Origin of the sequence: Natronomonas gomsonensis (assembly GCF_013391635.1) — an archaeon.
GTDB classification, from domain to species: Archaea; Halobacteriota; Halobacteria; order Halobacteriales; family Haloarculaceae; genus Natronomonas; species Natronomonas gomsonensis_A.
The window spans coordinates 1709973-1727985 of record NZ_JACAWU010000002.1; the positions used below are offsets into that span (position 1 = coordinate 1709973).

The following is an 18013-nucleotide window of genomic DNA, read 5'->3' on the forward strand; positions in this document are numbered from 1 at the left end:
CTCAGTCCACCCCCGTGTACACGCGAGCGACCTCGGGGTCCTCGGTGACCGCTTCGGGTGGCCCCCGTGCGATGACGCCGCCCTTCTGCATCACGATCATCCGGTCGGAGACGGCCGTGACGACCTCGAGGTCGTGTTCGATCATCACGAGTGCGAGGTCCTCCTGTTCGTGGAGGTCGGTCAGGAACCGAATCATGTCGTACTTCTCGTCGAAGGTGAGACCGCTCATCGCCTCGTCCAGAAGGAGGACGTCCGGTTCCAGTGCCAGCGACCGTGCGAGGTCGACGCGGCGGCGGACGCCGAGCGGCAGCGTCGCGATTTTCGAGTGGCGGTGTTCCCACAACTCGAGGTAGTCGAGTATCTCCTCGACACGGCGCATGTTCTCGGCTTCGGTCTTCCGGCCGGCGCCGTAGAACAGCATCGCCGACAGCAGGTTGGGTCGGTTCTTGACCGCCCGCACCGTCATCACGTTCTCGATGACGTCCTCGTCTTCGAACAGTTCCAGCCCCTGAAACGTCCGCCCCAGTCCGTTTCGGGCGCGGTAGTGTTCGGGCGTGCCGGTCACGTCCTCACCGGAGAGGTACACCGTTCCGCCCGGGTCGGGCGTGTAGAAGCCGTTGAGGATGTTCAGAAGCGTCGTCTTGCCGGCGCCGTTCGGCCCGACGATGGACACCCACTCGCCGGGTTCGATGCCGATACTCACGTCGTCGACAGCGGTGACGGTGCCGAACGTCTTGGTCACGTCGCGACAGCCGATGACCGCGTCTTCGGGGGGAATCGCCGGGCCCGCTCGGAGCGATGCTGCGGCGGCATCGGCATCGGACCCCACGTTGGCGTCGTCGACGCTCACCGTGGCCACCTCCCAATCCGAGACATCAGGTCCACCTCTTGCGGATTTTGTAGTGACGGATGTCGGTGTATCGAGAGCCGTCGCCGGAGGTGCCGAGGTAGAACTCCTTGATTTCCTCGCGGTTCAACAACACGTCGGCCGGGTCGTTCAACTCGATTTGGCCGTTCTCCATCACGTAGCCGTAGTCGGCGATGTCGAGCGTTCGCTGGGCGTTCTGGTCGGCGATAATCATCGTGATGTCCTCCTGTCGGTTGATTTCGACGAGCGTCTCGAAGATGTCCTCGACGAGTTTCGGCGCCAGGCCGAGCGAGGGTTCGTCCAGCAACAACAGTCGCGGCCGGTGGATGAGTGCCCGCGCGATGACGAGCATCTGTTGTTGACCGCCGCTGGCGTAGCCGGCTTTCAAGTCGAGGATTTCCTCCAGTTGCGGGAAGTACTCGAAGGCGATTTCGTAGTCGTCTTCCTCGAAGCGGAAACGTCGGCCACCGCGGTACAGCCCACAGCGGAGGTTCTCCTCGACGGTGAGGTCCTCGAACACGCGCCGACCCTCGAGGATGTGGGTGACGCCGCGGTCGACCATCTCGTTGGCCCCGTTGTTGGTCACGTCCTCGCCGTCGTAGAACACGCGACCGCGGGAGACCTCGCCGCGCTCGCTGCGGCCGATGCCGCTTATCATCTTGAGGATGGTCGACTTGCCGGCGCCGTTGGGACCCAACAGCGCGACGATGTCACCCTCATCGACGGACATCGAGACACCCTGTACCGCCAGGAAGTGGCGGTCGTAGACGATTTCGACGTTGTCGAGTTCGACGACGGGTGTCTCCTCGTCCTCGGCGCTGGCGTCCGCCGAAACCGCCTCGCGTTCGCTCGCGGTCATCAGAGTCCAATCCAGTCGTCACGCCGGGGCAGTTCGACCGTCGTGTCGAATTCGAAGGAACCGTCGGAAACCTCGAACAGACGGCCAGTCATCGTCGGCCGGCGGTCCTCCTCCGTGTAGGTGAACGGCTCGGCGAGGTCCCACATGGTGTCGTCCTCGATGTCGAACATCGACTGACGGACGTCCGACCCGCTCGTGGGGTCGCGGTCGGCGTCGATGGCGTTCTGTAGGCCCTTCAACACGAGCAGCCCGTGGATGCAGCCGCGGACGTAGTTGAGGTTCGCGACCGACGGGTCGTCCATGTCCCGCCCCTCGCGTTCGAAGTTCTCCTCGATCATGGACGTGCCGTCGCCGCCCGAATCGAGTGCCCCCTGGAAGGTCCGGAAGGCACTGACGTAGCGGACGCCCTCGAAGTTCTCCGGGGACTCCTGGATGCGTGGTTCGTCGACGGTGTAGGTCAGCCCACAGACGGTCACGTCGGGGTAGATGTCCTCCCTGTCGGAGAGCAACACCTGCATCGGCGCGGCCGTGTTCTGGTGAATGAGGTAGTCCACGTCGGCGTCCCGCGCCTGCCGCAGTTGCGTCGTCGCGGAGTTGGCGTCCAGCGGGAGGTTGATGTCCTCGGCGACGTTCAGCCCCAGTTCTTCGGCGTACTGCTTGCCACCCTCGACGGGCGCCTGCCCGAAGGGGTTGTTCGAGAAGATGAAGGCGATGGTCGCCTCCGCGTCGTTGTCGGCAATCCACTTGAGGTGGGCCCGCGCCTGACTCGTGTAGTCGAGGTTGCCGAAGAAGTTGTAGGGGGCTTCCTCGGTCAGGAGGTTCGCCGAGTACGATGCCGAGACGTAGACGATTTCGTCTTCGGCGACCGTTCCCGACAGCGCCTCGGTGTCGGCAGTCCCCCAGCCGATAATCATCGGTGGCTCCGACCCCGAGGTGTACTCGTCGTAGTACTGCTGGGCCTGCGGCACCTCGTAGGCGTAGTCGTTGTTCGGGTGGTTGATTTCCTGTGGCAGGAGGTCGTTCTCGTTGAAATACGCGATGGCGTCCCGCGACCCGACCGCGGTCGGCCGTCCAACGTCGGAGGTTCCGCCGCTTTCGTCGTACAGACCTGGAACAGTAATGCTGTCCCCACCGTTCCCGTTCCCGTTACCGTTACCGTTACCGTTACCGCCGAGACAACCGGCCAGGGCGCCGACCGCCATCGTTCCAGCCGTCGCCTTCATGAACGTCCGCCGGTTGTGTGCGTTGTAATCGTGTCCCATGGCGTTACGAAACAACCGTTCGTAGGAATGCGGTTTATTCTTTACCCCTATAAACAACCTAATATGCCCGTATAAAAGTACAAAAGTGACTGGAGCCAAGATTGATGGCGCTCCTCGAAGAAACCGGGAACATGACTGACGACTGTGTCTTCTGTCGCATCATCGACGGCGAGATCCCGGCGCGAACCGTCTACGAGGACGACGACGTGCTGGCGTTTCTCGACGCCAACCCGCTCGCCCGTGGTCACACGCTCGTCATCCCCAAGAACCACCACGAACGCGTCTCCGATTTGCCGTCGGCCGACAGGGACGCCGTCTTCGAGACGCTCGGCCGACTCACATCGGCCGTCGAGGCGGCCGTCGACGCCGACGGCGTCACCGTAGGGATGAACGACGGCGACGCCGCCGGCCAGGAGGTCCCCCACGTCCACGGCCATCTCGTCCCGCGTTTCGACGGCGACGGCGGCGGCGCCGTCCACTCCATCGTCCGGACGCTACCGGAACTCTCCGACGGGGAGTTAGACGCCATCGCCGCCGACATCGGCGACGCCGCGGAGTGACCGGTCAAAGCGGGGCGGAAGTCCCTGTCACCGCCGCAAAGCGCTCTGGGTCGAATCGGATGCCACCGACCGTTTCGACCCACGGATACGCTTTCAGCCGCTGGGCTCGGCCATAGGATAACACGACGACCGCAAACCCCGAACGGTGGTGCATCACGAGTCGGTCGGGGGAACCGATGGCACCGAGCAATCCGACCATGAACTGGTCGTGGTCGACGCTCTCGGGGCGTTTCACGAGGAACGTTCCGACGACGTCCGGCGCCGGCCCCTCGACGGTGATGTCGGCGCCGAACCGCTCTGCCATATCCATCGTCACGTCAGCATCGACCGCGCCTGCTCGACCCACGACTCGGCCCGGCTACTCGATGTGTTGGCGATTTCGGCGACCGTTTTGGGGTCCATCTCCGCCAGCGCCGCGAGGCCGGCGACGCCCGCCTCGCGCAGGCGCTCTGCGTACGTCGGCCCGATGCCGTCGATGGCCTCGAGGGACTCCGACGGCTGTTCCTCGGTCGGCTCCATCGGTTCGAAGTCGGCATCCGAGTCGGCGTCCTCGGCTTGGCGTTCGTCGGCGACCGTCAAATCGACCGGAGCCTCCGGTGGTGCGAGAGCGTACGGTTCGGGGAACTGGTCGACGACGGCGTCCGGCGACGACGTGGCGTCTTCCACCGTCGTGACCTCCCCGACGGTGAGTCCGGCCCGGTTCAGTCGCCCCCTCGCCGTCTCCAAGTCGGTTCCCAGGAGGTCCGGCACCTCGCTGTAGTCGGCTTCCGGGCTGTCCGGCTCGGAGTCACCCGCACGGACCCGGAAGGAGATTTCGCTCAGGTTCTCGCTTGCGAACCGCTCGTCGAGCGACGGCAAGTGCAGCCGAATCCCGTCGTTGTCCTGTACCACGTTGGCTTTGAGCGAAAACGCCACGTCGTCTATTGTGTAGTTGGCCGCATCGAGTTCCGTCCGCACGTCTCCGACGGCCGACCCGAGGTTCGAAAACACCGTCTTCGGTTCGAGTTTCGGACGCTCGACTTCGAGTTGCCGGATGCGGTCTCGGAGTTCCTCGCGCTCCGATTCCAGACGCGAGAGTTGACTTTCGAGGGCGTTTCGCTCGCCACGAATCTCCAGAACGTCCGTCTGGAGGTTCTGGATGATGGTCTCGCGTTCGCTGACGGCGCGTTCGATGGCCGCACGCTCGACCGTCTCGAGTTTCTTCGTTTCGACCTGCGGAATCTCTTCGAGTTGAAACGACCGGGCACTCACGTATCGGCGGTCGTCGGTCGGAAACTTCTCGCCGCTCATGACTGTCGACGCTCCGGGGGTACTGGGACCATACGCACGGTCACCTCACTTGTCATTTCGGCGTCGATGTCGAACTGACTCCGGGAGCGGGGGTTGACTGGCGTCGCCCCGAGTTTCGGGCGGTAGCCACGGACCGTCCCGTTTTCGTCGCGAATCTCCTCGCCCTCGATTGAGACGGCGATTTGGAGGTCGGCTTCGACCTCCGAAAAGCGGAGCCACGAGGCGTCCATCTGGACGTCGAGGTCGCCGCTCTCGGCGGCACGTTCGAGTTCCCGCTGGACCCGCATCGTCCGACGGTCCAACTCCTCTTGACCCTCCGCGACGGAGACGGCCAGCGACCGGATGAACTCCTTCAGCGGTCTGGAGGCCCACTGTTCGGTCGACATCACTCACCCTCCGGAGTGTCACGCGTCTCGGTGGGCGACAACTCGAGGGGGAGTGGGACCGGCTGGAGTCGCGCGTTGATTCGTGCGTTCGCCTCGACCTCGTGGTCGTATTTGCGCTGTTCGGTCACTTCGTAGGTTCCGGCCCGAAGCCCGAGACGTCGCCCTTCGGATTCGCTTTCGCGTTCGCCTTCCTCGCTGAATCGGATGTCGACGCCGACCTCGAGGGTGGCCTCCGAGAACTGATAGCGGGTCGGCGTAAAGCCGAGTTCGAGCAGCGACCGCGATTCGGTGGCGGCCGATTCGGTCTCGACGCCGCCGTGTTCGTCGATTCGGCGGGTGAGTTGCGGGACGACGTCGACTTCGGTCTCCGCGAGGGTTTCGAGGAGTTCGGCCGTCGAGAGGTCGAGTTTCGTCTGTGCGCTGGCGATTCCCTCCGCGAGTAGGTATATCAGGTCGTCGAACGGAACGTCAAGCTCTTCGCGAACCGGCTGTGTGTGGGCGGTACCTCGATGTCGTAGGTCCGACGGTCGAATTGGCATGGTGGCAGTTTCGGGTGGTAAGCGTGGGAAATGCGGGATTCGGGTGGTTCAGGCTTCGGTCTCGCCGTCGCCCGACGGTCGGTTGTCGACCGTTTTGACCTCCGGGAATAGGTACGGCGGTTCCGGAACCGGCTGCATCTTCGTCACCAGCCTGCTCGTGCCGTGGACCTCCTTGCCGAACTTCCGGTTGTGACTCACGTCGGTGTCGATGCGGGCGCTCCAGAGGCCGAACCCGACCTTGCCGCTGGCGCTTACGTCTACCTGCGTCTCCGTCGACGTGGTCGTCTTGATGTCCATCTCGACCTCGATAGTCGCCTCTGAAAACTGATAGAACGTCGGGAACATCCCGGCCTGTAGCAGGGAAACGTCGATAGCGTCCGCGGAGTCGTAATCGACGCTCCCGTCGGCGTTGATAGTGCGAGTTATCGCGGGCACGACCTCGATTTCCGTTTCGGCGAGGGTCTTTGCGACCTCCACCGAGTTCATGTCGAGTTGGTGCTGTGCGTCGGCGATACCCTGGCCGAGGCTAGCAACCATCTCGGGAAGCGGCACGTCTAGTAGTTCTTGTCCAACTGACATTGTTTGTACCTCCAAATTTTACGTACTCATAACTATAATAAATAGTTAACTAGCCCAAATTAACACATAATTGATTATTGATTGATGTATTTTCAAACAGGCGTTTGAGAGTAATGAGACATCAACTGGCCGGCGGACGACACTCGGGGCGTCCGCCGACTACAGTTTCTCGATGACCATCTCCTCGGGGCGGCGAATCCGGAAGACGTCCGCACGGGCCTCCAGCGCCGCCGCGTCGTCGCGTTTCGCCGCCGACTCGGCGTGAATCGTCAACAGCGGGTCCCCCAGGTCGACCGCCTCGCCGGTAGTGACGTGCAACACCACGCCCGCACCCTTGTCTTTCGGCGCTCCGGCTCGCCGGCCGAGTTCGGCCAACACGCCGTTGTCGGCGTTCGTCACCACGCCGTCCCGTTCGGCGACGATCGTCTCGGTCAGCGAGCCGATTTCGATGCCCTCGCGAGTCACGTCCCGGTCGCCGCCCTGCGCCTCGATGATGTCGCGGAACGTCTCGAGGGCGCGACCCGATTCGAGTAACATCTCGGCGTCGGTGTCGACGCCACAGCGCTCCAGCAGTATCGACGCCAACTCGACGCTCTTCGAGCGAAGGTCGGAGGGGCCGTCACCTTCGAGAACCGCGAGTACCTCGCGGGCCTCCAGCGCCGGTCCGATGCCTCGACCGATGGGCCCGTCGCCCCGCGTGATGGCACACTCGATGCGAACGTCGAGGTGCTCGCCGACCCGTTTGAACCCACGGGAGAGTCGACGGGCCTCCGCGAGACTCACCACCTTCGCGCTCTCGCCGTAGGGGATGTCGACGACGACGTGGGTCGAGCCGGCGCTGCGTTTCTTCGAGAGCACCGACGCGATGACCTGCCCCTCCGGGTCCAGCGACAGCGGCGTCTCGACTTCGATGATGCGGTCGTCGACCGGCGAGAGGTCGACCGCACCGCCCCACGCGACACAGCCGTTGACTTTCCGAACGACGGCCTCGATTTCCGACTGGCTCAACTCGACGTTACAGAACACCTCCATCGTGTCGGCCGTCCCCGCTGGCGAGGTGATCGCCCGCGAGGACGTCTTCGGAATCTTCACGCCGGCGGCCGCGACGATGGCGACGATGATGGGCGTCGTCCGATTCCCGGGGACGCCGCCGATACAGTGTTTGTCCGCGATGACCGCGTCGTCCCACCTGATTCGACTGCCCACGTCCGCCATGCACTCGGTCAGTGAGGTCGTCTCCTCGAGTGAGAGGCCGTTGGCCTGGAGGCCACAGACGTAGGCCGTCAACTCGATGTCGGTCAGGCGGTCGTGGTAGATGTCCTGAACGATGCTCCGGATTTCGGTGTGGTCGAGTTCGATGTCTTCGAGTTTTCGCCTGACGTACCGCGTCGACTGCGGGGTCGGTGACAGGCGAACGTCGACCGACCCCTCCAGATGCATCAGCGGTCGCGTCACGCCGATGGTTCCGGGCTCTATCAGGTCGGTGGTCACCTTCACGACGCCGACCGTGGTTCCCGTGTCATCGGATAACTCGACACGCTCCATCGCGTGGACGCCCAGCGCCTCGGCGTCCTCGCGGTGGATGACGACCGTCGGCGTCGCCGTATCGAGGTCGAACGGCTCCGTCTTCAGTTCCATGTCTCGGTATCGGCACCGGGGGCAAAGAAGGTCAGCCTCGACGGAGCGCTGTCGCCGACGCTCAGTCGCTGTCTTCGGATTCCGGCGGTCGAACCGTCAACACGGGCACCGGCGACGTTCGGACCAGCGCCTCGGCGACGCTTCCGAGGAGATATCGGTCGAAACCGGTCCGGCCGTGGGTGCCGACTACGACGAGGTCGACCTCCCGTTCCTCGAGAAACGAGAGGACTGCCTCGTGGACCGACGACCCGTACTCGACGGCGCCGTGTACCTGCTCGACGCCCGCCTCTTCGGCGAATGCTGTCGCCTCCTCGACGATGTCCTCGGCGCTTTCCTCCAACATCGCGGTCTGGATGTCGCTTCGGACGTCGATACCGAGGGACTGGTAGGTGATAGCCGACAGGACGTACAGGGCGGCCTCGGCCTCGGTCGCCACGTCGGCCGCAACCGAGAGGGCCTCGGTTGCCCCCTTGCTTCCATCGGTGGGTACCAACACGTCCCGATACGGGTAGTGGGGTTCGGCCGCGGCGTCGGGGCGAATCGTGAGCACGGGAACCTCGGCCCGCCTGACGACGCGCTCGGTGGTGCTTCCGAGCAGCAACCGCTGGAGCCCCCTGCGACCGTGCGTCGGCATGACGATCAGGTCCATATCGTACTCGTCGGCGTATTCGACGATGGTTCGGTACGGTTCGCCCTGAATGACGGTCGACACCGTCTCGACATCGCGATCGCGGGCGCGTTCGGCCACCTCCTCGAGGAGGCCCTCCCCTTCTCGTTCGAGCACGTCGACGACATCTCCCTGAATCCGCGTGAGGCTATCCCGCGTCGTGTCCGCTACGTTGAGAAGATAGACGGTCGACCCGTGTGTCGACGCGATGTCGAGAACGTGGTCGAGGGCGCGGCCCTCCCCGTCGCTTCCATCGGTCGGAAAGAGGATTCGGTCGTACATACGTCGGCTATCGTGGCCGGGAACCAAAACGAAGGGGGGTCGTCCAGGCAACCCTCAATGGACGGCCTGTCCAGAATACTTGCTCCGTTGAGACCATCTGTAGTCGATAAAATAGCGTGCTGAGTATAGAGGATGTACTTACCGGCCGCCAACCACTCGGTTCCACACTACCCAGATGAAAGAACCGGTCGTACGAACTTCGGATGGACAGGTCCGGTTTGTTTTCATAGTTGTTCTACTGGGTAGGTCGCCATCCCCCGTGCGAGCCAGCGACTCGGAAGGCCTGCGCCTTCCATTGTTCGCCCGGACGCGGATTCGTTTTCCGCAAAAAGACTGAAAGGGAATCGCTCGAGAGTTCACCCGTGGGCGAAACGCACAACGTGTGGACGCCGGTGTACATCGGCGAGCGGCCGGACGAGTTGATTCGGCGCACCATCCGCATCCTCATCGACAACGGGTTTGAGACGACTAGCGACGGCGACACCGACCTCGTGGAGTGGTACAAGTTCGAGGGGGACGACCGGTACGACATCCGCAAGGACGCCTCCCTCGAGGAGGTAATCGAGGAGTCCCGCACCGTCGAGGACGTCGACAAGGTCGTGATTCGGGTCTGGATGCCCGACAGCGCATCGTGCCTGCGCGTCGAATTCAACGACGAGCAGTCCGTCGCCTATCCCGCGTTGTCCATGTTCGGCCCGGACGAGTGGGAACTGGGTGACAAAGGGGATGTTGAGTACGATATCGCCCGCGAGCGTTCCGACCGACTCGCCGACGCGCTCGTCGCACTCGCCGAAGAATTCGACCCGTGGTTCGCCTTCTCCCGCGTGCGTCACCCTTACGACGGGGACGACGTGTTCCCCAGTGACGAACCGCCGAACAGCGGAGTCGAAACGGTTCCGTGGATGGCGGTGTTCGGTGAGGAGTGGTTCGATCGCTTCGGTGGTCGGAAGCGAGTACTCGACGCGCCATCGTGGCGGGTCGACGCCCTCGACTCCGGCGGCGTGTTCCTGCGGTCGCACGACGTACCTGCACGGATTCGTTCCGACGCCACCGGCGGCGGCGAAATCTCTACCTACGACTACCTGTTCGACCGCGAATCCATCGACAGCCTGCAGGCGGAAATCAAGCGTCAGAAGAGCACGTTCGTCGATCCGTTCCGCGATCTCGACGACGGCGAGTTGGCCAGCGACGTGGTGATGTGTGAGTCCCACGCCCCCTTCGAGTTCGAGGAGATGGACTACGCCTCGTTCTTCGACGAGTACACCATTGAGGATATGTGCCACGTCTTCTGCGTGCGCCGCGGCGGCGACAAGTTGTGGGAGGCGAACAATGACGAGTTCATCCGTCGGCTCGTCGACGAGAACGGCCACCCTATCGGGGAACTCCCCGAGGGCGTACCGCCCCATCGGGAGATGATCTCGCACAAGGTCGTGACCGAACACCACGGTGCTGCGCCACTCGATATGCTTCGGATGGACGCTCCCGACGAGCCCAGCTTGACCGCACGATTGCACGGGCTCAGTTGCGCGCGCGAGGGCGAGAGCATCTGGCAGGACGACGACAAACCGGTCACGAGAACGTGACGACGGGGTGACGTGGCGGGGACCGTCAAACCGGGAAGCGGGTCAGATTTTTCACCCACGTCACTCGTTCGTCGAAAGAAAGGCTAGCGTCGCTCGACGAGCCGCAGGTTTTCGATATTCAGCACACCCGCTGAAACCCATCCGAGACCGACGATTTTAACGAACCCAGAATATTGGGAATATGGGACAATATTATATCGTTGCCGTCCTAACTACCTACTATGCGAGCCGTATACGCAACCGACCTCTCCGATTCCATCGAGGCGGCGATGAGTTCCCGAATCTGCCTCGAGTGTTTGGGCCGCTACGGGATAACCGAAATCCACCTCCTCAACGTCACCAGCCCGAACGTGACGACGGGCATGCCGGGAAGCGACATCGGCGAGCGGACGAAAGCGGGGCTCGAACGGCAGCGGCGGCTGCTCGAAGAGGAAGGGTTCGACGTCGAAACCCACGTCGTCAGAGGGACGCCGCACCGACGCATCAACGGGCTAGCCGACCAAATCAAGGCCGACCTGATCATCGTCGGCTCCCGCGGGAAGAGCCCCCTCCGGGAGCGCTTCATCGGCGGGACGACGCGCAACGTCGCCCGGACTGCGGGCCGGCCGCTTTTGATTCAGCGCATCGCCGAAGACGACGACCACCACGAAGTCGTCAACGAACACCTCTTCCAGCGCGTGCTCTACGCGACGGACTTCTCGGAGAACGCCGAACACGCCTTCGAACAGTTCCGGTATCTCGACGAGGCGACGCAGGAAGCGACGCTCCTGCACGTCCGACCGCCCGAACGGCGCAGCGGCTCTCCGGGCGTCGAGGACGCCGAAGAGAAACTCGAAGCCCTCGCCGAACGACTCCGGGAGAAGGGCATCGAAACGACGACGATGATTCGCGAGGGCGAAGCCGTCGAGGAGATTCTCGCCGCCGAAGCGGAAGTCCAGCCGACGACCGTCCTCATGGGTTCTCGGGGCCGAAGCCGCATCCGACGGCTACTGTTGGGTAGCACCTCCGAGTCCGTGACCGCCCGAGCGAACAGTAACGTCCTGCTCGTCCCGCCGGTCGGCGGGCGGTGAGTGAACCGCCAGTTTTCACGCACAACGACAATATTTTTCACAGAAAGCGAGAGCAACTATCCTGTGACCACCGACACGCTCGCGTTCGTCGGCGCCGCCGGTGGCGTCGGAACCACGCGACTCACGCTCGAATGTGGAACGCTGTTGGCCGGCGAGGGCCACGACGTGGCGATACTCGATGCGGCCTACGCCACCCAGGGGTTGGCCGACCGGACGCCCGGCCGCATCGACCCCGACATGACGGCGCTCTGTCTCGAAGAGCCGCCGCTGGAAACGGCGCTCGTCGACCGCGACATCGAGGGTGCCGGCCGCCTCGCGGCCTGTCCGGCACGCGCCCCGTTCGAACGCCTCGCACGGGCGAAGACGCCCGAGGCCGCCGAAGCCTTCGAGCGGAAAGTCGACGAAGCGACGCGTTCCTTCGACCACGTGCTCCTCGATACGCCGCCGGTCGGCGCCAATCAGGCCATCGCGGCAGCCACCACAGCCGACGCCGTCGCGGTCGTCTGTGACGCCGCCAGAACAGAAGACGCCGTTCCGAGGATGTGGGACCGACTCGCCGATATCGGCGTCGACGACTCGACGACGGTCGTGACACGGACGAAGGACCACCCAGACGCGGCGGCGACGGTGCCGACGTTCGACGCTGAGTATCCCGCGGTCACGGTCGATGTCGAGGCCCGGAGCGCAATCGCGGCGGTACTCGAAGAGACAGTCGGCGTAGATATCGAAATCGACGACGGGGACGGCCTTCGAGAACGGTTGCCGATTTAGAGCCAGTCATCGACGCCGCTGCGGGCGTCGGAAAGCGGGTCGGGGGCGTCCTCGAGTGCCAGCGCGTCGGCGACCGCCGTTTCGGCGGCCGGTATCGGGTCGTGGGTGACGACGTAGGCACCGAGTGCGAACTCCGCCTCGCCGACGTTGGCCAACGTCTTCGCCTCCGTCCGTGATATCGCCCCGGCCAGCCAGTCTTTCATCACCCGTCGAGCGGTCGGCGTCAGCGGGTCGATGGGTTCGCCGAGGAGATACAGCGTCTTCGCCGCCGTCGTCTTCGGAAGCTCCGCGACGGCGGCCGAACGGCCGAGGCTCGCTCCTTCGGCGTAGGCTTCGACGACGAGGGCTGCTTCATCCGCCGAACAGGGCAGTTCCTCGGCGAACGGTGTCAGGCGCTCGGACAGCGACGCGTCGGTTCGGTCGCTCCTCGCGACGCCGGGGTCGCGTTGCTCCATCGTCACCTCGATTCCCTCGGCGATGTCCGAAAGCCCCATGCTCGTGGCTGGCTCCCCGATGTTTGTTAAACTGTTGGAGAACGGAAAGGTACTGGCTGTTCACGCTGCGAGGAAGGTACCGATAACCGGTGCCCTCTAGCGGGCGAGCGAGGTTGATTTCTCCCACCTGCGGTAGTTTTTAAAGTATCATCCCGACCCACCTTCGCATGTGATGAGCGCCACGACGCGACAGACGTGTCCCGAATGTGAGGGGCGCCTCCGGAGCACCGACACCGAAACAGTGTGCGACGAGTGCGGACTCGTCGTCGACGAAACCGCCATCGACCACGGGCCGGAGTGGCGGTCCTTCGAGGACGACCGAACGAACCCCGAGCGGACCGGCGCGCCCCTGACGCGTTCGCGACACGACAGAGGGCTCTCGACGGAGATCGGTCACTCGACCCGGCTGAAGGGAAGAAAGCGGCGCCGGGTCGCACGCATGCGGCGACAGCACAAACGCGCCCAAATCGCCAGCAAGCAGGAGCGAAATCAGGTGTACGGCTTCACCGAGATACGGCGTATCGTTGGCCGACTCGAACTCCCCGACAGCCTCCAGGAGCGGGCGTGTGTCCTCTTCGAGTCAGCACAGGACGACGGACTGTTACAGGGTCGGTCGATAGAGGGCTTCGCCGCCGCTGCGGTGTATGCAGTGTGTCGAACCGCCTCCATCTCTCGGACACTCGCCGAAATCGTCGCGGTCGCTGCGTCCGACGAATCCGAACTGAAAGCCGCCTACGACGCCCTGAACCGGGAACTCGGGCTGCCGGCCGGGCCGATACATCCGGCGGAGTATCTCGCACGGTTCGCCTCCAAACTCGACGTGTCGACCGCAATCGAACGGGAGGCCCGCGACCTCGCCGAACGTGCCCGAGACTCCGGCCTGGCGACGGGACGCAATCCGAGCGGCGTCGCGGCGGCCTGTCTGTACACGGCCGCACGGGACGGCAACGCCGACCTCACACAGGCCGACGTCGCGTCGGTCGCCGATGTCTCCGCGGTGACCGTTCGGAGCACCTACCAGGACCTACGCGACTAACTGCGACCGGAAGGACCGAATCGTATCACCGCTCGCGTGCCAACCCTGCGAACGTCTCCGTGGGGAGGTCGACCGATTCGACCCGTCGCTGGAGGTCTTCTGGAGCGACCGACAACCGAGCGAGTGCCCGTTCGTCGGCGACGAGCGCCGCGGCCAGTTCCTCGACGGCGTCCAATCCACCGACTGACGCGATGGCTATCGTCGCCGACTGGAGGTCCTCGACCGCAGCGAGTCGTTCGGCACGTTCGACACGCCGCTCGATCCGCTCGAACCACGCCGCAAAAGCCTCGGGAGGCCCACCAGCCGCCAGTGGTTCCGACTTCACCAACTCGACGACCGGTCGCTCGGGACGCGCAGGCGTCGCGAATCCGAGCGGCGTGGTTCCTGTATCGACAGTCCGAGTTACACCTCGTTCGTTCCACCCGTCGGCCGGCGTTCCCTCGGAACGAGGTGGAAACACGGGGCCGTCGAGGCGGCTCTCAATACGAATCCGGTGGGGGCGGTCAGCAGTGACGAGAACCTCGACGAACGTCACACCATCGACGCGCGTCGACTCGACCCTTAGCGTCGGCATACGTCCGTTGGCCGCCACCTCGTTGATAAATTACAGCCAGTAGACAGGAGCATCCAGCCACGCCATCGCTTCGGCCGCGTCCGAGAAGCGCCGACAGGCGAGTGCGACCGGCGCGTGAACGGTTCCGACGCGAGCGACGGCGAGCGCCGCGGTGACCGAATCGGCGTCCGCGAAGGTGCGTCCGTCCCCGCCCGGAGCCGAGACGACGGCCTCGTCGGCGGCCGGGCGGACCGATTCGACGAGTTCCACCCGCGCCTCCCGCCGGCGGTTTTCGAGTCGGTCCTGCAGTCGAAGACGACGGTCACGTTCGTCCCGGGCGGACCGTGCACGCGAGCGTGCGTCTTCGAGGGCTTCCGTCGCAGCGAGATGCTCCGTTTCGGCCTCCGAGAGTTCACGAATCGCCGTCCGGTACTCCCCGGTCACTGCGTCGTCGTCGGACGCCTGTACCCGCCCGCGAAGCGTCGCCACACGCTCGCGACGCTCCTCAAGTGCGGCCTCGGTTTCCGCGACCCGCCGACGGGCGTCCGACAGCGTGGGAACCGACGCCTCGTGGTCCGAAAGCCGACACCGAATCGACTCGATTTGCTCGTCGACGCTCGTCTCAACCCCGCGGGAGCGTGCCGCCGCCACGAGTGCCCCACGCCGGTCCAAGGTCATTCCCGGGGCGATGACACGGACGTACTCGTACAGCCCCACGGTTGGTTACAGCTCTCGCCGTTTCAGTGTCGCCGGCGAGGGATGCGGCGCGTCGACGGCGAACTTCGCGTACGCCGTGTTCGGATTCTCCCGACACTCGTAGGCCGTCGCGGCCTCCCGAACCGACTCGGGTACGTCTCGAAACTCGTTGAACGGTTCGGTGCGCTCTACTTGTACGTCGTCGGGGTGTTTCTCCCGGAGTCGCAACGCGAGAAACGCCCCAAACTCCGTGGCTCGGAACAGTGCCGCCCGACCGAACCGACGAACGACGCAGTCCTCGTGTGTTCGACAAACGTTCCGAAGCGACGTTCTCGCTGCCTGAGAGTACGTCACGACCAACAGCACGGCCAGTCGTATTCCTCAGTTTGACCTAAAATTAACGGATTAGTCGATGCGTTCAACCGTCGGCGCCGTCGCGTCGGTCAACTCCTCGATTCGGTTTCGGGCTTGACGTTCGGACTCGGCGACGACGACAGTGCCCGTATCAGCCCGATACGCCGACAGCTCGCCGTCGAACTCCGTGGCGAACGTTCGAACGGCACTCCGGACCCGGCGCTCGCAGGTCTCCAGTTCGGTCTCGCCGGCCTCGTAGTCGGCCAACGCCTCCTCGATTCGGCGGATGGCAGCGATACGGTCCATCTACACCGACCGCAGGTGGCCGCCCTGCGGTTCGTACACCTCGCCCTTCTGTCTGAGTTTCTCGATTTCGTGTTCGGCCGTCGACCGCTCGGTGCCCATCTCCTCGGCACGGTCGAGCACCTCCTCGATGGGGGCGCCTTCCTCGTACTCATCCTGAATTTCGCTGATGAGCGCCTTGATGTTCTTGATGCGGTCGCGTTGACTCTTGGAGGTGCCCGTCTCGACGATGTCGGCGTCGAACTCGCCGGTCTCGGGGTCGACGCCGACGTCTTTCAGCGAGGACATGACGATGTCGACGGCCTTCTCGGCGTCCCGCTTTTCGACGTGGTCGCCCAACCGCATCCGGGCGCTGGCCTCCGAGAGCCGAACCAGCGCCTCCAGTTTCCGTGCCGTCACCGGAACTGCGGAGCCCTCGTCGAGCCCCTTCGACCGGAGGTCGACGTAGAAGTCCTCGATGACCGTTTTGGCCTCCTCGGTCATCGTCGGGAACACGTTCCGCTTGGCGAAGGCGATGTACTTCCGCATCAACTCGGGGTCGATGGCCGACTGAACGTCCTCGGTGGCCTTCGCGACTTCGTCCTCCGAGAAGTTCGAGGTCGGGTTCTGCTGTTGGTGCGTGTACACCTCACCGGCGTAGTTGGTCTGGACGATGTGTTCGGCCAGTTCCTTGTCCTTCTCCTGGTCCGGTACGTCGGTGATGATGAACATGATGTCGAACCGCGAGAGCAGCGCCGGTTCGAGGTCGATTTGTTGGCTGTACTTTTCGTGTTGGTCGAAGCGGCCGTACTTCGGGTTCGCCGCCGCCAGAAGCGAACATCGGCTCTTCAGCGTCGCGTTGATGCCGGCTTTGTTGACGCTGATTTGCTGTTGTTCGAGCCCCTCGTGAAGCGCCGAGCGGTCCGAGGAGTCCATCTTGTCGAGTTCGTCGACGGCAGCGACGCCGCGGTCGGCCAACACGAGCGCGCCGGCCTCCAGAGTCCACTGTTGGCCGTCGGCGAAGTCGTCTCTAACAGCTGCAGCGGTGAGCCCGGCCGCGGAACTGCTCTTCCCGGAGGTCGAAACAGCTCGCGGGGCGATGTTCTTGACGTACTGAATCAACTGGGATTTCCCCGTCCCGGGGTCGCCCATCAGCAGGATGTGGATGTCCCCACGTACACGGGAATCGTTGGGGAGGCTCTTCGTGACGCCGGCGAACAACTGCAGGATGATGGCGAGTTTCTCCTGTTCGTAGCCGTGGATGGAGGGCGCCATCGAGTCGATGAACTGCTGTTCGATGTCCTGTTGTTCGGAGAGGGCGTAGATTTCCTTCTTGTCCTCGTCGGTGATGTCCATCTCCTCGAACTCCTCGTCCTCGATTTCGACGGAGATGCCGCTCATGTACACGTCGAAGATGGGCGTCTTGCTCTGGTTCTGCTCCTGTTGGTCGAGGTGGATGATACCGATGACCCGAACGTGGTCGCCGGGAGTGACCTTCCCGGTGATGTCGTCTTCGATGTTCACGTCGATGCTCTGGGGCGTCTCCCCGCCGCGCAGGCCCTCAGGGGACTCCTGAACGCGGAGTTTCTGGGCGTCGACGAACTCCGATTGGTCGAAGTTGATTTCGAACGGTCCCTGCCGTTCACAGCCCTGACACTCGTGGGGTTCGTAGAACTCACCGGAGGTCTGGGGGATGCGGGTGAGCGTGCCACAGCGTTGGCACTCGAAGGCGGCTTCGGTCACTTTCGGGCGTACGTCGGTCGCCTTCCGGATGATGCCGGAGACAGCGACCAACTGGCCGCGATGGCGCGCGCGGATGTCGCGGATGCCCGTCGTCTCCTGGAGGTTCAAGATGCGAACGTGGGCCTGTCCCAGTTTCACGTCGACCGGGAGATCGTACAGGCGGAGGGCCTCCTCGGCGTAGTCGCGCATCTGGTCGGGTTGGGCGATGAAGTCGTCGGCGAGGTCGGGGTCGAAGCGATAGAGGTCGTCCCAGTCGACGTACAGCGAGCGCTGTTCGTTCGGGTACTTCTGGGCGAGTTCACCGATTTCGTTGCGATAGTAGTCGCGGTAGAACTGCTCGAACTTGTCGATGACTTCGGTGTTCTCCGCGCGCGCCATGAGAGTATCACGTCTTGGCGCGCCACCGAATAAGAACTTTGCCAACCGGGGTAAAAGTGGATGAGCGATTTCCGGCACGATATAAAAAACAGGCACCTGCCGGCAGAATTGTAAATTAATTTG

The 18013-nt window shown here is 63.9% G+C and carries 20 protein-coding genes and 1 pseudogene; 5 read left to right on the plus strand and 16 right to left on the minus strand.

The window, feature by feature from the left end:
• Position 1: 1 nt before the first annotated feature.
• From HWX69_RS17415 to HWX69_RS17425, 3 genes and pseudogenes are all read right to left on the minus strand, one after another.
• A pseudogene (locus tag HWX69_RS17415) lies at positions 2-715 on the minus strand (ABC transporter ATP-binding protein); the annotation flags it as partial.
• Between the two features lie 160 nt (positions 716-875).
• On the minus strand, positions 876-1727 hold the full coding sequence (locus tag HWX69_RS17420) for an ABC transporter ATP-binding protein (RefSeq protein ID WP_156707785.1): 852 nt from the start codon (positions 1725-1727) through the stop codon (positions 876-878).
• Entirely contained in the window at positions 1727-2989 is a 1263-nt protein-coding gene (locus HWX69_RS17425) for a substrate-binding domain-containing protein (protein ID WP_178918378.1), read from the minus strand. The genes HWX69_RS17420 and HWX69_RS17425 overlap by 1 nt, the downstream gene beginning before the upstream one ends.
• 131 nt (positions 2990-3120) lie before the next feature.
• On the opposite strand from HWX69_RS17425, the gene HWX69_RS17430 reads away from it, so the two are divergent.
• Complete coding sequence (locus HWX69_RS17430) at positions 3121-3549, plus strand: HIT family protein (RefSeq protein WP_178918292.1); 429 nt, start codon at positions 3121-3123, stop codon at positions 3547-3549.
• A 4-nt stretch (positions 3550-3553) separates the two neighbouring features.
• Here the strand turns inward: HWX69_RS17430 and HWX69_RS17435 are convergent, their stop codons facing one another.
• The 7 genes from HWX69_RS17435 to HWX69_RS17465 all read right to left on the minus strand — a co-directional run bounded on the left by HWX69_RS17435 (position 3554) and on the right by HWX69_RS17465 (position 8930).
• Positions 3554-3853, minus strand: a complete 300-nt coding sequence (locus HWX69_RS17435) for a hypothetical protein (protein ID WP_218644814.1) — start codon at positions 3851-3853, stop codon at positions 3554-3556.
• Positions 3854-3861: 8 nt separating this feature from the next.
• A complete protein-coding gene (locus HWX69_RS17440; RefSeq protein WP_178918293.1) occupies positions 3862-4839 on the minus strand; it encodes a helix-hairpin-helix domain-containing protein in 978 nt (325 codons plus the stop codon).
• The gene (locus tag HWX69_RS17445) at positions 4836-5225 is read right to left on the minus strand and encodes a hypothetical protein (protein ID WP_178918294.1); all 390 of its coding nucleotides are present in this window, start codon (positions 5223-5225) and stop codon (positions 4836-4838) included. The genes HWX69_RS17440 and HWX69_RS17445 overlap by 4 nt, the downstream gene beginning before the upstream one ends.
• Positions 5225-5764 carry a hypothetical protein gene (locus HWX69_RS17450; protein ID WP_178918295.1) on the minus strand — a complete coding sequence of 180 codons (540 nt, stop codon included), beginning with the start codon at positions 5762-5764 and terminating at the stop codon, positions 5225-5227. Before HWX69_RS17450 ends, HWX69_RS17445 begins: the two co-directional genes overlap by 1 nt.
• Before the next feature lie 48 nt (positions 5765-5812).
• Entirely contained in the window at positions 5813-6343 is a 531-nt protein-coding gene (locus HWX69_RS17455; RefSeq protein WP_178918296.1) for a hypothetical protein, read from the minus strand.
• A gap of 159 nt (positions 6344-6502) precedes the next feature.
• Positions 6503-7981 (minus strand): AMP phosphorylase, encoded by a 1479-nt coding sequence (locus HWX69_RS17460; protein ID WP_178918297.1) that lies wholly within the window; start codon positions 7979-7981, stop codon positions 6503-6505.
• 61 nt (positions 7982-8042) lie between these two features.
• Positions 8043-8930, minus strand: coding sequence for a universal stress protein (locus tag HWX69_RS17465; RefSeq protein WP_178918298.1), 888 nt, complete (start codon positions 8928-8930; stop codon positions 8043-8045).
• 362 nt (positions 8931-9292) lie between these two features.
• Between HWX69_RS17465 and HWX69_RS17470 the strand changes: the two genes are divergently transcribed.
• From HWX69_RS17470 to HWX69_RS17480, 3 genes are all read left to right on the plus strand, one after another.
• Positions 9293-10513, plus strand: coding sequence for a hypothetical protein (locus HWX69_RS17470; protein WP_178918299.1), 1221 nt, complete (start codon positions 9293-9295; stop codon positions 10511-10513).
• Between the two features lie 221 nt (positions 10514-10734).
• On the plus strand, positions 10735-11583 hold the full coding sequence (locus HWX69_RS17475) for a universal stress protein (RefSeq protein ID WP_178918300.1): 849 nt from the start codon (positions 10735-10737) through the stop codon (positions 11581-11583).
• 63 nt (positions 11584-11646) lie between these two features.
• On the plus strand, positions 11647-12354 hold the full coding sequence (locus HWX69_RS17480; RefSeq protein WP_178918301.1) for an AAA family ATPase: 708 nt from the start codon (positions 11647-11649) through the stop codon (positions 12352-12354).
• Here HWX69_RS17480 and HWX69_RS17485 read toward each other — a convergent pair.
• Positions 12351-12848 (minus strand): DUF7858 family protein, encoded by a 498-nt coding sequence (locus HWX69_RS17485; protein WP_178918302.1) that lies wholly within the window; start codon positions 12846-12848, stop codon positions 12351-12353. The two genes, HWX69_RS17480 and HWX69_RS17485, sit on opposite strands and share 4 nt — an antisense overlap.
• A 172-nt stretch (positions 12849-13020) precedes the next feature.
• Between HWX69_RS17485 and HWX69_RS17490 the strand changes: the two genes are divergently transcribed.
• Complete coding sequence (locus HWX69_RS17490; protein WP_178918303.1) at positions 13021-13884, plus strand: transcription initiation factor IIB; 864 nt, start codon at positions 13021-13023, stop codon at positions 13882-13884.
• A gap of 25 nt (positions 13885-13909) precedes the next feature.
• On the opposite strand, the gene HWX69_RS17495 is transcribed toward HWX69_RS17490, so the two are convergent.
• The 5 genes from HWX69_RS17495 to HWX69_RS17515 are packed head-to-tail and all read right to left on the minus strand — an operon-like array spanning position 13910 to position 17890.
• Positions 13910-14458, minus strand: coding sequence for a DUF7857 domain-containing protein (locus tag HWX69_RS17495; protein ID WP_178918304.1), 549 nt, complete (start codon positions 14456-14458; stop codon positions 13910-13912).
• Positions 14459-14488: 30 nt separating this feature from the next.
• Complete coding sequence (locus tag HWX69_RS17500; RefSeq protein ID WP_178918305.1) at positions 14489-15154, minus strand: DUF7856 family protein; 666 nt, start codon at positions 15152-15154, stop codon at positions 14489-14491.
• Positions 15155-15160: 6 nt separating this feature from the next.
• The gene (locus HWX69_RS17505; protein ID WP_178918306.1) at positions 15161-15499 is read right to left on the minus strand and encodes a DUF7855 family protein; all 339 of its coding nucleotides are present in this window, start codon (positions 15497-15499) and stop codon (positions 15161-15163) included.
• 39 nt (positions 15500-15538) lie between these two features.
• Positions 15539-15793 (minus strand): DUF7854 family protein, encoded by a 255-nt coding sequence (locus HWX69_RS17510; RefSeq protein WP_178918307.1) that lies wholly within the window; start codon positions 15791-15793, stop codon positions 15539-15541.
• The gene (locus tag HWX69_RS17515; RefSeq protein ID WP_178918308.1) at positions 15794-17890 is read right to left on the minus strand and encodes a minichromosome maintenance protein MCM; all 2097 of its coding nucleotides are present in this window, start codon (positions 17888-17890) and stop codon (positions 15794-15796) included.
• Positions 17891-18013: the final 123 nt, after the last annotated feature.